The sequence below is a fragment of the Amphritea sp. 1_MG-2023 genome (genome assembly GCF_030547545.1).
Lineage (GTDB): Bacteria > Pseudomonadota > Gammaproteobacteria > Pseudomonadales > Balneatricaceae > Amphritea.
Genome location: NZ_JAUOQE010000008.1, coordinates 1 through 14,756 on the forward strand (window position 1 = coordinate 1; position 14,756 = coordinate 14,756).

Below are 14,756 nucleotides of genomic sequence, written 5' to 3' on the forward strand. Positions count from 1 at the left end.
CTTTCTTATCCATATTGCTTATCCTTAGCCATGACTGGCTTAATTATAAGCAGATACACAATTTAAATTACAGGCTCCCGGCACCCTACGCTAATGTTCTCTTTAGCTGAACGCGATGTAGGCGCGTTGAATATCGGCCAATAAAAAGGCGGATGTATTAAACATCCGCCTGTTTCGCTTACTCATCCGCAATACTCAGCGAGCAAACACCGATTAAGCAAAGTACCTCTCCCCTACTGCTTGATGCTGCATAAAGGCGTCGGTAAGCCGATACAACGGGGCTTGATACTGTTTGCCGATGGCGGCAAACCAAATATCAAGATTATGTTGATATTTATTGTACGTAGCGGCTTTGATTGCCTCGGTTATCCTCCGTAAAACCGGTTATGACAGTGGAAGATTCGAGGTATTCTTAATCTCTTTGACCGAGATATGTGACTGAACAGCATTCACTCCGGGGATGCGCCTAATCAGCGTAATACGTTGCGAAAATTCATCTAAATCACGGGCAACAAGCTGCAAAATATAATCAACACTGCCGGTAATGCAGTGACACATCTGAACCCATTCAAACTCACTGATAATCTGTTCAAATTGATTGGTGAGCCCAACATCATGACTCGTAAAAGATACCTGCGTAAAAACAACGACGCCAAACCCAAGTTTACGTCGATTCAATACGGCGCGGTATTCATCGATATAACCCTCGTCTTCGAGCTTTTTCCAACGGCGCCAGCAAGGTGTCTCACTAAGATTCACCTGTTCCGATAACGCGCTGTTACTGACTCGAGCATCGGACTGAAGCCTGTTGAGTATCTTTAAATCAATGCTATTGATCGGTGCTTGAGTTGATTCTTTCTTTTCTTTGCTCATTGATAGCAGATTCTTCTATTTTAACGTACATAAGTAATGCTTTTAGCAAGGTTATTCCTGTCAGTCAAGATAGACTCTCTCGAAGAGAATTGACTCGATTTAATCTAAATAGGAATAACCTAGTGAATCTGCTCGATGGTTTATTAACGTTAACGGCCATACACTTCATCGCGACACTGTCCCCTGGACCAGAATTTATGCTGATTTCTAAAGAAGCATTGAGATATGGACGCCGAGCAGGTTTTTTATCATTAGCCGGAACGATGTCGGGGCTTGTTATACATATTGTATATTCAGCGTTTGGCTTAGCCGCCATTATCTCAAGCTCAGCCGATGCATTGTTGGCCATCCAGATAATCGGTGGTGGATATTTAATCTATTTGGGCATCAGCGGACTGCTGTCTAAATCTACGGATCAGGCATTAAGCTGGAGCAATAAAGATAGATCCATCACCGATTGGCAGTTATTCAAGCGGGGATTGATCTGCGATCTATGCAATCCCAAAGCGCCAATTTACTATGTTACGCTCTTCACCTTCGTCCTTTCCCCCAATATGCCTAATGCACATCTCGCCATCTATGGTGCCTGGATAATGATGATTCATCTAATCTGGTTCTCGGTAGTCGTGTTGCTGTTATCAGCGCCCGCTATCAATCGAAAATTCAACCGTATCAGTCATTGGATCGATAGACTACTGGGCGGCGCGATGGTCGCCATCGGCATCAAAGTGCTGATGAGTTGATCGTTTAATGTGTGATAAGCATCACATCTGTTGTGCGCTTGGGCTGTAAACAAAAGTGAACTCAGATCTAAAAAGGTCGATGCGTTTATCATCAACCTTTTGTTATCCATAGTCAGTAGCGAGACGGGTTAGGCAAAGAAGGTCTGACCGATTTTAAGACGCTGCATAAAGCCATCGGTAAGCCGATACAATGGGCCTTGATCTTGATGCTGTTTGACGATGGCGGCAAACTGCTCCAAGCCAAGGGTATCGATATAGCGCAGTGGTCCACCACGAAAGCGTGGAAAACCCAGCCCCAGAATCAAGCCCATATCCACTTCGGCTGACGTGGTAACAATACCGTCTTCCAGACAACGCATCGCTTCGGTGCATAACGGGATCATCATTCGATCGATAATCTCTTGATCCGTCACCTCCACCTGACTGGTCACCTGTGTGGCAATCAGTTCCAACGTCGAACCAGACGCCTCTTTATAACGTCGACCACTCTCATCAACGCCATATTGATAGAAACCCTTAGCATTTTTCTGTCCCAAGCAATCATCCGCCAGTAACAACGCCATGATCACGCTGCCGTCATGGGACATACGCTCAGGAAAACCTTGCTGCATCACCGCATCGGCGTGCACCATGGTGTCGATACCGATCACATCGGCAAGATAAGCCGGCCCCATAGGCCAACCAAACTGCTCCATCACTTTATCGATACGACGAAAATCTACGCCCTGCTTCAATAGCCGGTTAAAGCCATTAAAATAGGGAAACAAAATCCGGTTAACTAAAAAACCGGGGCAATCATTCACCACGATCGGTGTTTTACCCATTGCGGTTGCATAGGCGACGGTGGTCGCGATCGTAGCATCACTGGTTTGACGGCCACGAATCACCTCAACCAATGGCATCTGATGTACTGGGTTGAAAAAATGCATACCGCAGAACTGTTCAGGACGCTGAACACTGTCAGCCAGCAGATCAATAGAAATGGTGGATGTATTCGATGCCAGCACTGCATGATTCGGCACATGCTGTTCAACCTCGGCCAAGACTGCAGCTTTCACCTTGGGATTTTCAATCACCGCTTCAACCACCAGATCGACACCCTTGAAATGCGTATAATCCAGCGTCGGCGTGATAGCGCCAAGCACTTTAGCTTTTCCGGCAGCATCTAAACGGCCTTTATCTAACTGTTTATCGAGCAACTCGGTGGCGGTGTTGATACCCAGAGTCAACGCCTCATCATGGATATCTTTCATGATAATCGGCGTGCCAGTCGAGGCTGATTGATAGGCGACGCCACCGCCCATAATACCCGCGCCTAACACGGCGCTTTGAGTCACTGGATGCGCTTGTTTAACCCAAGCAGCCGCCTGCTTTTTGAGCTGAGTCGAGTTAAGAAACAACCGCACCAAGCTTTGAGTGGCAGCGCTTTTGGCTAGCGTAACAAAACAATCAGTCTCAACCTTTATGGCCGCCGTGAATGGCAGATTCACATGTTGACTGATCGTCTCCAGAATCATCTCGGCAGCGGGAAAGCCGGGACGCAGTTGACGACGATACTGTTGTTTCAACTGTGTTAGATCGAGCGCTTCAGCGCGTTCATCTAACTTACGCGCCGCGTTGCTGGTGTAGCAGACGTCACCATTGACTGCCTGCTGCAGAAACGCCAACGCCTCGGTTGGCAGTTCGTCAGCCGCGACAACCTGATCCACGGCACCCGCCGCGAGGGCCTGCTCTGCTGCCTGAGGTTGGCCGCTCACCGTCCACGCTAGCGCATCGGCGGCGCCGATCAAGCGGCTCAGACGTACCGTGCCGCCCCAACCTGGGCACAGACCAAGATTAACCTCCGGAAAACCGACTTTGGCGTTATCCGCAAGCACACGAAAATCGGCCGCGAGGGCTAATTCAAAACCACCGCCTAATGCTAAGCCATTAATCGCAACGACCGTCGGATAAGGCAGGTTTTCGAGTGCGCTAAATAAGCGGTTGGTGTTGCCGACCCACGTGGTTAGTTGCTGCTCGGTTAAACGGAAGTTATCGACAAATTCCGTAATATCCGCACCGACAACAAAAGCCGATTTAGCGCTATGAATGAGTAAGCCTTTGATCTCAGGGTCATCCGTTAATATCTCAACCGCATCTGCCAGTTCACTGAGGGTGAGTTGATTGAGCTTATTTACCGATGAGCCTTGCAGATCTAAGATTAATTCGACCAGCCCCGCCGGCAGTTTATTTAGGCTTAACGTCTGACCTTGATACATAGTAATACCTCGACTCGTTTAGCGACGATCTCAAAACTGACAGCCAAGCGGATGCCTAGCCAGCGATAAGGATAACCGGCTATATGAGATATTCGAAAACCAATAACAGAAAATAAAGAGGGCCACCCAGCCTCTCATAATGACGCCAGGTGGTCATGATTTAACCAGAATCGAACCTAACTTATACTCGCTCGAACAGCGCGGCGACCCCCTGCCCGCCACCAATACAGAGGCTGACAATCGCATAGCGGCCTTTAATACGATTCAATTCATAGAGCGCTTTAACCGTTACCACGGCACCGGTAGCCCCAATAGGATGACCCAATGAGATACCACTACCATTGGGATTGAGACGATCTCGAGGAAGATCTAGTTGTTGCGCCACAGCCAGCGCCTGAGCAGCGAAGGCTTCGTTGACCTCATAAACATCGATATCATTGGCGGAGAGATGGTTGCGATCAAAAATCTGTTGAATCGCTCCAACAGGGCCGATACCCATAATGCTCGGATCAACACCCACCAGCGCATAATCAACCAAGCGTCCCATGATCTGTCGACCTTCGGCTTCCGCTTTATCACGTTCCATCATAATGACGGCCGCGGCGGCATCGTTGAGGCCTGATGCATTGCCTGCGGTGACGGTGCCCTCTTTTTTAAACACAGGTCGTAGGGCCTGCATCTCTGCTAGGGTGCAATCCATACGCACATGTTCATCGGTATCAAATAGCGTGACGCCTTTACGGCTCTTGAGTTCGACCGGCATGATCTGATCGTTAAAATAGCCATTTTCAATCGCCTGCTGAGCACGATTATGGCTCAACACCGCCAGCTCATCTTGAGCTTCACGGCTAATAGCATATTTTTCGGCGACGTTCTCCGCTGTGACACCCATATGAATATGGTTAAACGGACAGTTAAGTGCCGCGACCATCGGATCGATCATTTGACCGTCGCCCATGCGCTGACCAAAACGCGCCGTTGGCAGATGATAAGGGGCACGACTCATCGATTCGGCTCCACCTGCCACCACCGTATCGCAAACCCCCAGTTCAATCTGTTGAGCCGCACTGATGATCGCCTGTAAGCCACTGCCGCATAAACGGTTGAGTGTGAGCGATGGCGTCTCTTCAGATAACCCCCCTTTAAGCGCCGCCACACGACCAAGATACATATCAGCCGGCTCGGAGTGAATAACATTACCAAACACACTTTGTTCAACCGATGCGGCCGCAATACCGGCTCGCTTCACGGCTTCAGCCACCAGCATTCCCGCTAATTCCGTCGGTTTATGACCCTTCAAGCTGCCACCATAACCACCAATGGCAGTACGAACACCGCTGACCACGACCACTTCACGTTTTTTCATCGTCTTCTCTCTTGTTTTTGTTGGCCTGTCGGGCCGTGTGATGTCTTTCGTTATGATGCTGTTTGTTACGTTGGCACCTCAATAGACTTCATTCTCTATCGAATAAACGAACGGAACAATGATCAAAAAAGCTTATTCATTGATAAAAACGGCCAGCCAAAGTTAATAACAAAAAGATCGACAGCCTATTAAAATAGCTTACCTATTGAGTAGTTAGTGTATAAATAGCGCCAAAATCACGACATTCATGCCTTTTTTAACAGACTTTAACAAATCAATTAAAAATCAGCGTTATCAACAATGGATTAACACTGTTGACCTCATAAGAAATTATTGCTTTATCGGCCAATCCCTCAACGCTAGCGAATGGCTAAACGATCAATCACCTCATCATCTAGCTTACGCTGTCTCAACGCAGCGATAAAAAGGGAGTCACAGCTCCCTTGCTCTCAATGCATCGGCAGCCGTTAACTTACCTGTGTACGAATCACTTTCTTGTTAATTTTACCGACACTGGTTTTAGGTATCTCTGAGACGATCTTAATATCCTGTGGCACGGCCCATTTATTAATATGCCCACTGACAACAAATTGCTGTAAGTGTTCTTGAATAGCCGTGCCTTCGAGTTCGTCGCCCGGCACTGGCACAACCAATGCGAAAGGACGTTCGCCCCATTTATTATCCGGCACCCCCACCACCGCTACCTCAGAGACAGACGGGTGTCGACTGATTAAGTTTTCCAGTTCTAACGATGAAATCCACTCGCCACCGGTTTTAATAACATCTTTAATACGGTCTTTAATTTGAATGACATTGTTTTTATCAATCGAGGCAACATCACCGGTATGTAACCAGCCGTTGTGCCACAACTCTTCACCTTTATCAGCCTCTTTATAATAGCCCTGCGTCAACCAAGGCGAGCGCACCACGATCTCCCCGACCGCCTCACCGTCATGAGCAACATCATCACCATCTGGGTCGACGATTTTTAGATCGACAAGACCGATCGGCACGCCGGCTTTGATGCGTAGCGGTATCTGATCACTCAGCGTCAGTTCACGTTCGGATGGCCGCAAGAAGACCGCGCTAACCAATGGGCAGGTTTCAGACATGCCGTAGGCGGTAAAGAGTAAGATACCCTGTTCAACCATCTGTCGCGCCAATGCTGGGGTAGCGGCACTACCACCGGTTAGCAGTTTCCAACCGCTCATATCCGTCGCTTCTGTCTCATCACAATTAAGGATCATCTGCAGTACCGTTGGCACGCCATGGGAGAAGGTCACGCCTTCCTCACGATATAGACGTAGCAGTTTATTCGGATCATAACGACCAGAATAAACCTGCTTTACCCCTAGCATCGTGGCGATATAAGGGACGCCCCAAGCATGCACATGAAACATCGGCGTCATCGGCATGTAGACATCATCGGAACGCAATAATGGCTGCCCTTCGAAAGAACCTAACGTAGTCGCACCGTTTAAGGTATGGAGTACCAACTGACGGTGGCTAAAATAAACACCTTTCGGGTTACCGGTGGTGCCGGTGGTGTAAAACAGTGTGGCAACTGAATTTTCATCGAAATCGGGAAAGTCATATTCGTCCGATGCCGCCGTCAGTAAGGCTTCATATTCGCCTACCGTGTTAAGGCTGGTTGATGAAGGTGACTTTTCATCGGTTAATTGTATATAACCACGCACACTCGGCAGCTGATCGGCAAGCTGTTCAGCAATCACGTTAAAATCATCATGCAACAGCACGAAGTTATCTTCCGCATGGTTCATGGTATAGCCAATTTGATCGACACTGAGGCGGATATTGACATGATGTAACACTGCGCCAATCATCGGCACGGCAAAGTAACTTTCCAAATAACGATGACTGTCCCAATCCATCACGGCAACGGTATCACCCGCTTTCACACCGGCATTACTGAGAACATTCGCTAATCGACAAATACGCTTATACAGCGTGCGATAATCATAGCGAATCACATCGCTATAAACGATTTCGTTGTCGGGCTGAAAACGTTGACCCGATAGCAGTAGGCTTTTGATTAAGAGTGGAAAGTCGTGTGCATTAGCTGCAGGTTTTATTATTTTTGTTTGCATGGTTTCACCTTGTGAGTTGGAAAAAATCAGCGGATGCCAGGTTCAACCGCATACATATAGAGACCGGTTCTCTACCGTATATCGCTTCATACGTGGCACTTTTATAAAATCTCCTGTTGTTATCGCTGCGCGCTCATTATTAATTAGCGTCGTTATTTAACAACGGCGTTGTTCGCTCGGTGTCTCAGGAATATAGCTTTAATGCATTTCATTCTCCGTTGAAAAAAAGAGTGGAACAATGATCAAAAAAGATCATTAATTGATATAAACGGACAATTTTGAAATGTAATGATAATTGATCGATACCTCTACTAAGCTCACCAAAACACCCGTTTTATCGTAGTGAGCGGAGAATTTCGCCGGTATATAGGGCATTATGCGCACACCTCCATCAACTAAAATTGTTGCACTGCGGTACCAGAGCATATTAACGCAAGGATACAACCATTGCCTTATCGGACATCGCTAACCGTACTATGAATTGAGCACTATTAGCCAAGCATTACTGATTAGTTCTAATTTAAGCGCTCATAAGTGAAGCGTTATGCACGCAATAGGTCAGCGTTCGCCGGTGTTGTTATTCGCCCGTATGGATAACAGTATAGAATAGCCTTATCAGACCGACGTTTCCTCAATCGATAGTCACTTTTTAGGGCAGCGCTTCATCGCGATTGCCATCAGCGACGGCTATGGAATTCTGAATGATTAACGCCTGAGAATATGCGGCAAAACCATCGTCATGACAGCAGGCTATTCTTCGTTATGCTGCCTCATGGTGACATCACTCGCTGGCTTGCGGCATAAGTTCCTTTAAACTCCTATCAAGTTATGCAACTATGCCTCGGTCATTATGCTAAGGAACCGTTGTGGAACTACTAAATCTGGATTGTCAGGGTCATAGCCTACGGCTTGAAGGCTCGATGGCGGGCTGGCAATTGCTGTACTGGAATAACACCCCCGTCTCTCGTCGCGATGCAACTGACGATTTCGATGGTCTAAGTGAGCATCGTTTTGAGCTACAGAATCAGCAGGGTGAAACACTCTTATGTCGATTAGAAACCGATGTGCAATGGGAGCCCGTTAACATCCGTTACCGCTTTTATATGGGTGATCAACTCATCAATCATGGTGAACATGGGCGTGAATTGATGGAAAAACAAGTGCCTCAAGCGCCTATTCGTCAGGAAAAGCGTTCGTTTAGTATTATCGGTCTCGGTGCGCTGGGCTTAAAACTACTAAAAAGCGCCAAGGTTATAAAAGCCGTGATGGCGGGGGCGAGTCTGGCCGCCTATTCTTGGTTTTTCTCGCTACCCTTTGCGCTCGCACTCATCTTTTGTCTGGTGGTACATGAGTATGGTCATATACGCGCCATGAAGCACTTTGGCATGAAGACCAAGGGGATCTATCTCATTCCATTCGTCGGCGGTTTAGCATTAAGCGATGCCCGCATCAACACGCGCTGGCAGGATGTTTGTATTTCGATGATGGGGCCATTTTTTGGCTTGGCTTTATCTCTTTTAAGCTTGCTGGCTTACTGGCTAACCGGCTCACTGTTTTTTGCCGGTTTAAGTGCCTTCAATGCCCTCTTGAATCTGTTTAACCTTCTGCCTATTTTACCTTTAGATGGGGGCCATTTGCTCAAGAGCATCGCCTTCTCCATGAACTCTCTGGTTGGGTTGCTGCTCTGTGGTGCCGCTGCGGCAGGGGGAATCTGGTTGAGTTACTACTTTGGTTTAGCGCTGCTAGGCTTTTTATTGCTGATTGGCAGCATTGAAGTATTATTTGAATGGCGAGGCCGACATCAAAGTTTGTTATTACCGCTGGATCGTTATGGTCAAATCGTCTCTGCGCTCTGGTATGGACTGACCGTAGCGGGACTCATTGCCATCATCTGGTATTTTCACGGCATGGGTGATGCTTTGCTGGGGCTTCCGCTGAAAGTGTTACAAAGCTAAACTGGATTGACCTACCGTCTAAATTACTGCCAATAAAGAGTCGAGGATATGAACGATAAAGTTGTCGATATCAATAGCAAGCGAGATGATGTGCGTCATAAGCGCAAAGAGCAGCAATTGAAGGACATGAAAAACAAGTTTGAAAAAGCCTTGCCCACCGAAGAGCATGATCCGAAACAGAAGCTACTCAACATTTTCCGGAAGAAACCGCAGAAGTAAGCCTAAGGAAGGTGCGAATAAGTCAATGACGCCTCTGGCTTTCGCGTATCTGGCCATTCTAATGGCCGCAGAGAACACATAACGGACTTATTCGCACCTTCCCTAATTAGCCTGCTGATCGCACTAGTCTCTGAATAATGATTAACGATGGTCATTGAGACTAGCGCCATCAATGCGTGTTAACACAAGGCTGTTAACAAAACCTTTAAACGAGCGTAACGCTGCAGACATGACGAACTCGTCATGCCTGAAATACGCCAAACGCCGCCTAATCGTGAGCCGATTCATGAGCCGGTAGTACCGTACTGCTGACTTCACCAAAGCCGATGCGAACCCCATCTGACTGCTGACAATAGCCGCGCATCACCACGGTATCTCCATCTTCGAGAAAGGTTCGCTGCTCGCCATTGGGCAGCTGAATCGATTTTTTGCCACCTTGACTGAGTTCCAACATTGACCCGCCCTGCTCCTCATCCGGTCCGGACTGAGTTCCAGAACCAAAAAAGTCACCCGGACGAAGGTTGCAACCATTCACCGTGTGATGCGCCACCATCTGTGCGACCGTCCAATACGAGTAAACAAAGTTAGATTCCGATAACGCCGTGGCCGCTTGATTTTGCGCCCGCATCTGCTGCGTTTGTAACAGTACCTCCAACTTAATATCTAAAGCGCCCTGCTGAGTATTCTTGGCAGAGGCTAAATATGCTAAGGGTTGCGGGTCTGCGGCATCGCGTTTAAATTCGGTGCGATACGGTAACAGCGCTTCGTTAGTGACAATCCAAGGAGACACGGTAGAGGCAAAATTTTTGGCGAGGAACGGGCCGAGCGGTTGATATTCCCAGGCCTGAATATCTCGGGCCGACCAGTCATTGAATAGACAATAACCAAACACATGTTGATCCGTCTCATCTAGCGCTATCGGTTCGCCCAAAGCATTACCCTTACCGATATAGATACCCACTTCTAACTCATAATCCAGTCGTTTACAGCTGTTCAGACTCGGTGCCTCGGCATCGGGGGCTTTTAATTGACCTTGTGGACGGCGAAACGTTTGTCCAGACACATCGATCGATGAGCTACGGCCATGATAACCGATTGGCACCCATTTATAGTTGGGTAGCAAGGGATTATCAGGCCGGAACAGACTACCTACTCGCGTCGCATGAAAGATCGAGGTATAGAAATCTGTGTAATCACCAATCTGACAAGGCAAGCTATATTCGGCTTCATCTTGAGGGACAAGACACTTTTCCAGTGCCTTTTGTTCCGTGGCAGCTTCACGCAGTGCTCTAGATAACGCTAAACGTAGCGCCGACCATACCGATGCACCCAATGACATAAAATGATTCAGTGTTGGCTCTGCGCAGGCGCTAAGTCCCACTGCCGCCTCGCCTGAAAAAAGCCCTTTGGCTGCCGCCAAATCTATTATTTGATCGCCAATCGCCACGCCACCGCGGAATGCTTCAGCCGTATTTTTACGACGAAATTCAGCAAATGGTAGATTTTGAATCGGAAAATCGCAGGTGGCACGGTTGGCTGAGCTGATCCAACAACGTAGGTCCGGATTATGGGTTTCATTCAATACAGGCATGGTTAACTCTCAGCTATTATGAATTATCAACGGTGCAGTCTTATACCGGCACGATTAATGTCCGATGTAAATTATTAGCTACGGTAACAGAAGCCGGTCTGGCTTCAATCCGAAACGGATAAATACAATAATTCCAATCGGTAAATAATAACGCCGGACTGAGTGACTAACAGGGCGTCAACCTCTTATAATGAGGCATATTTAATGCGAACATAATGCCCTTTCTGTGGTAATTTACGCGATTCAGCTGTGCGCTGTACTTAAGATCAAAGTCAGCGCTATATCAGTCAACAATGCAGTTCAATATTCTATTCACGCGAGCAACAATTTAAGGGTTCAATCCATATGCCGGAATCAGTCGTTACTCTAGGTAATATTTGTAGTCTAGAGGTTTTATACGCTCTTCCGACTGATTCAGTACTCAATGCGTTGCGACGTATGCGTCATGCCTATATCAGTTCTCTAGTGATTGTTGATAATCATCAGCCACTCGGCATCATCACCGAAACAGACATTCTCCGCTTAGTCGGCTCTGCCAATCAGGATCTTAGCCAATTAACCACCGCCGATATCATGACTTCGCCGGTTAAGACACTACCCGCTGAGTGCGACTTTCAACATGCTTATGAACAGTTACATCGAGAAAAGTTACGTCATATTGTTGTTATCAATCACGATGGCAGCCTCAGAGGAATCGCTACTGAGACCGACTTTGTACAACACCTAGGCTTTGAATATCTAGCTGAAATCAAGCATGTCGAAGCGGTCATGGAGCGAAATATTCTGTTTATCTCGCCCGCTGCTAGCCTGTATCAGGCTTTTGTTCTGATGAATGAAAAAAAAGTCAGTAGTGTTGTGGTTGGCGAGGGACATCGTGCCGATGGCATTTTGACTGAGCGCGATGTGGTGCGCCTGCTAGATGATGAAATCGATCTAAAAGCGGCTAACGTTAGTCAATATATGAGCTATCCGGTTGAAGTCATTGATGTCGATACATCACTGTTAGACGCGCGCTTAATGATGCAAGCCAAAAGCATTCGTCGGTTACTAGTATGTGATGCTGAAGCACGCATTATTGGCTTACTGACGCGACAACACCTGATTAACCGGTTACAGAGCCATTTTGTAGAAAGCATGCGCGGCTCGCTCGATGCGCTCAATCAGCAGCTTCAACTCAGCCAACAAAAAGCCAAGCACTATCATCGCTTTTTTGAAAATTCACCGGTGGCCTGTCAGTCGCTCGATAGCAACGGCAACTTACTCGACGTGAATCTTAGCTGGCGTTTAATGATGGGTTATGAGGCTAGCGAAGTGATTGGTAAGCCCTTCAGTCAATTGATGGCCGCAGGACAGGAAGCCCATTTTAAGCGTGGTTTTGCTGAACTTAAACGGGCCGGAAGCGTTGAAAAAATATATTATCGGTTATTAACCAAAAGCGGCAATCGATTAGATGTGCAGCTTAATGCTCACGTCATACACGATGAAGCACATCAGTTCTTACAGACCCATTGTCTACTGACTAACCTGACTGAAAAGCATCGCGTGGATTCGCAGTTACATCTGTTTCGTCAACTCATTGAACGCAGTAACGATGCGCTCTTTGTGATCGATGCCAAGACCGCTCAGATAATCGATGTTAATCAGGCGAGTTGCGACTACTTAGCTTATAGCCAAGCGCAACTGTTAAATAAACGTACCATTGATATCAGCGAGAAACATCAGAACCTTGAGCAGTGGCAAAAGGTCATACAGCACCTGCATAGTAATAAGAAAAACGCTGTGTTTGAATCCGTACATCGCACCGCCGATGGTCGCCGAGTACCCGTAGAAATTAGTTCGACCTTACTCGACTCCAACGGTGAGCAGGTTGTCTTGTCCACCGTGCGAGATATAACCGATCGAAAGTTAGCAGAAGCCAAATCACGTCAAGAGAGTGATTTTTTACAAGCGGTGATTGACTGTATCGGGGACCCAGTGATGGTTATCGGCACTGACTACCGTGTCATGAAATCCAATCGGGCCGCAAACGATTACAGCTTTCATTGCTTAAAAGAACAAGATCAACCCTGTTACAGTATCGCCCACGATCGAGGCAAGCCTTGTCACAGTTGTCCGTTAAAAAAAGTGATGCAAAGCCGGCAAGCCACTACTCGTATCCATGAACATCAAAATAACGACGGTGAAACACGTACCTTCGAACTCATGGCAAGCCCGCTTTATGATAGCGAGGGAAGCCTCACTGGGTTAGTCGAATCCAGTCGAGATATTACCGATCATATCGCCACGCAGAAATCACTCCAAGAAAAAGAATCAACGCTCGATTATATTGCTCATCACGATGCGCTAACCAAGCTTCCTAACCGCTTACTCTTCAGTAATCGATTAAAGCAAGCATTACGTCATGCCCATCACACACAGCGAAGCATCGCTCTGCTGTTTATCGACTTAGATGAATTCAAAGAAGTGAATGATAGTTTTGGTCATAATCTGGGGGATCAGTTGCTCATTAAGGTCTCTAAGCGGCTGCAGCAACATGTACGTGATTACGATACTATTTCCCGCTTAGGTGGCGATGAATTCACCATTATTATTGAAGATATCCAGCAGCCAGAAGATGCCCGTCTGATAGCGCAAAACTTGCTGAGTGCTTTCGATGCACCCATTATCTTGGATCAACAGCAACTGCATATCAGCCTCAGTATTGGGATCAGTCTATCCCCTCATGACGCCGATGACGCCGAAAACCTAATCCGTAATGCCGATACCGCCATGTATCGCGCCAAAGCCGCCGGCAAAAATCGTTATGAGTTTTACACTCAGGAGATGACCGATGAGGCATTTGAACGCATTGTGCTGGTGAGTGCAATGCGCAAGGCGATCGAACATGAGCAGTTTGTTGTGCATTATCAACCGCAAATTGATATTACCGATAATCGCATTATTGGTGCCGAAGCGCTGATACGCTGGCACGATCCGCAGTTGGGTAACATTTCCCCAGACCGTTTTATCCCGCTCGCAGAAAAAACCGGCATGATTAAACTCATCGATCATTGGGTGCTGGATACCGTGTGCCGCAATATTCGTCAGTGGCAACTGGCGGGGTATCAAGTACCGCCGATATCGATCAATATTTCTGCGCGTCACTTTGGTTCTAATTCATTAACCGATGAAATCTCGGCGATACTCGCGCGTCATCAGTGCTGTAGCGATATGATTGAGCTTGAGATTACCGAGGGAGTGATTATGAATAACCCTCAACGCGCCGGTAAAGAGCTGATGCGGCTGCGAGAAATGGGGATCCACATCGCCATCGATGACTTTGGCACCGGCTATTCCTCGCTCAGCTATTTAAAAGCACTGCCTCTGGATCGTTTGAAGATTGATCACTCATTCATTCGCGATATCCCGCAAGATAGCAATGATCAGGCTATCGCTCGTGCCATTATCGCATTAGCGGATAGCCTTGGGCTGGAAGTGATTGCCGAAGGCATGGAGACAGAACAGCAGCGTCAATTTCTGATTGAAGAAGGATGCCGTTATGCGCAAGGGTATTTATTCAGTAAGGCAGTGCCTGAGGCCGCGTTTCTGGCATTACTCACATAAAGCCCATCAATGGAATGATAACGGCACCCATAACGCCTGA

General features: G+C 47.4%; 9 protein-coding genes. 4 read left to right on the forward strand and 5 right to left on the reverse strand.

Features of this window, described 5'->3' with window-relative positions; genetic code table 11:
* Positions 1 to 384 precede the first annotated feature (384 nt).
* Positions 385 to 873, reverse strand: coding sequence for an Lrp/AsnC family transcriptional regulator (locus tag Q4488_RS06165; RefSeq protein ID WP_303579596.1), 489 nt, complete (start codon positions 871 to 873; stop codon positions 385 to 387).
* A gap of 122 nt (positions 874 to 995) precedes the next feature.
* Between Q4488_RS06165 and Q4488_RS06170 the strand changes: the two genes are divergently transcribed.
* Complete coding sequence (locus tag Q4488_RS06170) at positions 996 to 1,616, forward strand: LysE family transporter (RefSeq protein WP_303579597.1); 621 nt, start codon at positions 996 to 998, stop codon at positions 1,614 to 1,616.
* A 128-nt stretch (positions 1,617 to 1,744) separates the two neighbouring features.
* Here Q4488_RS06170 and fadB read toward each other — a convergent pair whose 3' ends face one another.
* The 3 genes from fadB to Q4488_RS06185 form a co-directional block, all read right to left on the reverse strand.
* Positions 1,745 to 3,874: a fatty acid oxidation complex subunit alpha FadB gene (gene fadB, locus Q4488_RS06175; RefSeq protein WP_303579598.1), complete on the reverse strand. Its 2,130-nt coding sequence runs from the start codon at positions 3,872 to 3,874 to the stop codon at positions 1,745 to 1,747.
* A gap of 181 nt (positions 3,875 to 4,055) precedes the next feature.
* Entirely contained in the window at positions 4,056 to 5,240 is a 1,185-nt protein-coding gene (bktB, locus tag Q4488_RS06180) for a beta-ketothiolase BktB (RefSeq protein WP_303579599.1), read from the reverse strand.
* A 467-nt stretch (positions 5,241 to 5,707) separates the two neighbouring features.
* Positions 5,708 to 7,348, reverse strand: a complete 1,641-nt coding sequence (locus Q4488_RS06185) for a fatty acid--CoA ligase (protein ID WP_303579600.1) — start codon at positions 7,346 to 7,348, stop codon at positions 5,708 to 5,710.
* Positions 7,349 to 8,214: 866 nt separating this feature from the next.
* Here Q4488_RS06185 and Q4488_RS06190 point away from each other — a divergent pair.
* Positions 8,215 to 9,303: a site-2 protease family protein gene (locus Q4488_RS06190; RefSeq protein WP_303579601.1), complete on the forward strand. Its 1,089-nt coding sequence runs from the start codon at positions 8,215 to 8,217 to the stop codon at positions 9,301 to 9,303.
* Between the two features lie 48 nt (positions 9,304 to 9,351).
* A complete protein-coding gene (locus tag Q4488_RS06195) occupies positions 9,352 to 9,522 on the forward strand; it encodes a hypothetical protein (protein WP_303579602.1) in 171 nt (56 codons plus the stop codon).
* A gap of 268 nt (positions 9,523 to 9,790) precedes the next feature.
* Here the strand turns inward: Q4488_RS06195 and fahA are convergent, their stop codons facing one another.
* Positions 9,791 to 11,113, reverse strand: a complete 1,323-nt coding sequence (fahA, locus tag Q4488_RS06200; protein WP_303579603.1) for a fumarylacetoacetase — start codon at positions 11,111 to 11,113, stop codon at positions 9,791 to 9,793.
* Positions 11,114 to 11,458: 345 nt separating this feature from the next.
* Between fahA and Q4488_RS06205 the strand changes: the two genes are divergently transcribed.
* Positions 11,459 to 14,716, forward strand: coding sequence for an EAL domain-containing protein (locus tag Q4488_RS06205; protein WP_303579604.1), 3,258 nt, complete (start codon positions 11,459 to 11,461; stop codon positions 14,714 to 14,716).
* Positions 14,717 to 14,756: the final 40 nt, after the last annotated feature.

Excerpts from the sequence above, each read along its gene's own strand:
- Q4488_RS06205 (WP_303579604.1), top strand. The coding sequence starts at position 11,459 with ATGCCGGAATCAGTCGTTACTCTAGGTAATATTTGTAGTCTAGAGGTT.
- Q4488_RS06185 (WP_303579600.1), bottom strand. The coding sequence starts at position 7,348 with ATGCAAACAAAAATAATAAAACCTGCAGCTAATGCACACGACTTTCCA.
- fahA (WP_303579603.1), bottom strand. The coding sequence starts at position 11,113 with ATGCCTGTATTGAATGAAACCCATAATCCGGACCTACGTTGTTGGATC.
- fadB (WP_303579598.1), bottom strand. The coding sequence starts at position 3,874 with ATGTATCAAGGTCAGACGTTAAGCCTAAATAAACTGCCGGCGGGGCTG.
- bktB (WP_303579599.1), bottom strand. The coding sequence starts at position 5,240 with ATGAAAAAACGTGAAGTGGTCGTGGTCAGCGGTGTTCGTACTGCCATT.
- Q4488_RS06195 (WP_303579602.1), top strand. The coding sequence starts at position 9,352 with ATGAACGATAAAGTTGTCGATATCAATAGCAAGCGAGATGATGTGCGT.
- Q4488_RS06165 (WP_303579596.1), bottom strand. The coding sequence starts at position 873 with ATGAGCAAAGAAAAGAAAGAATCAACTCAAGCACCGATCAATAGCATT.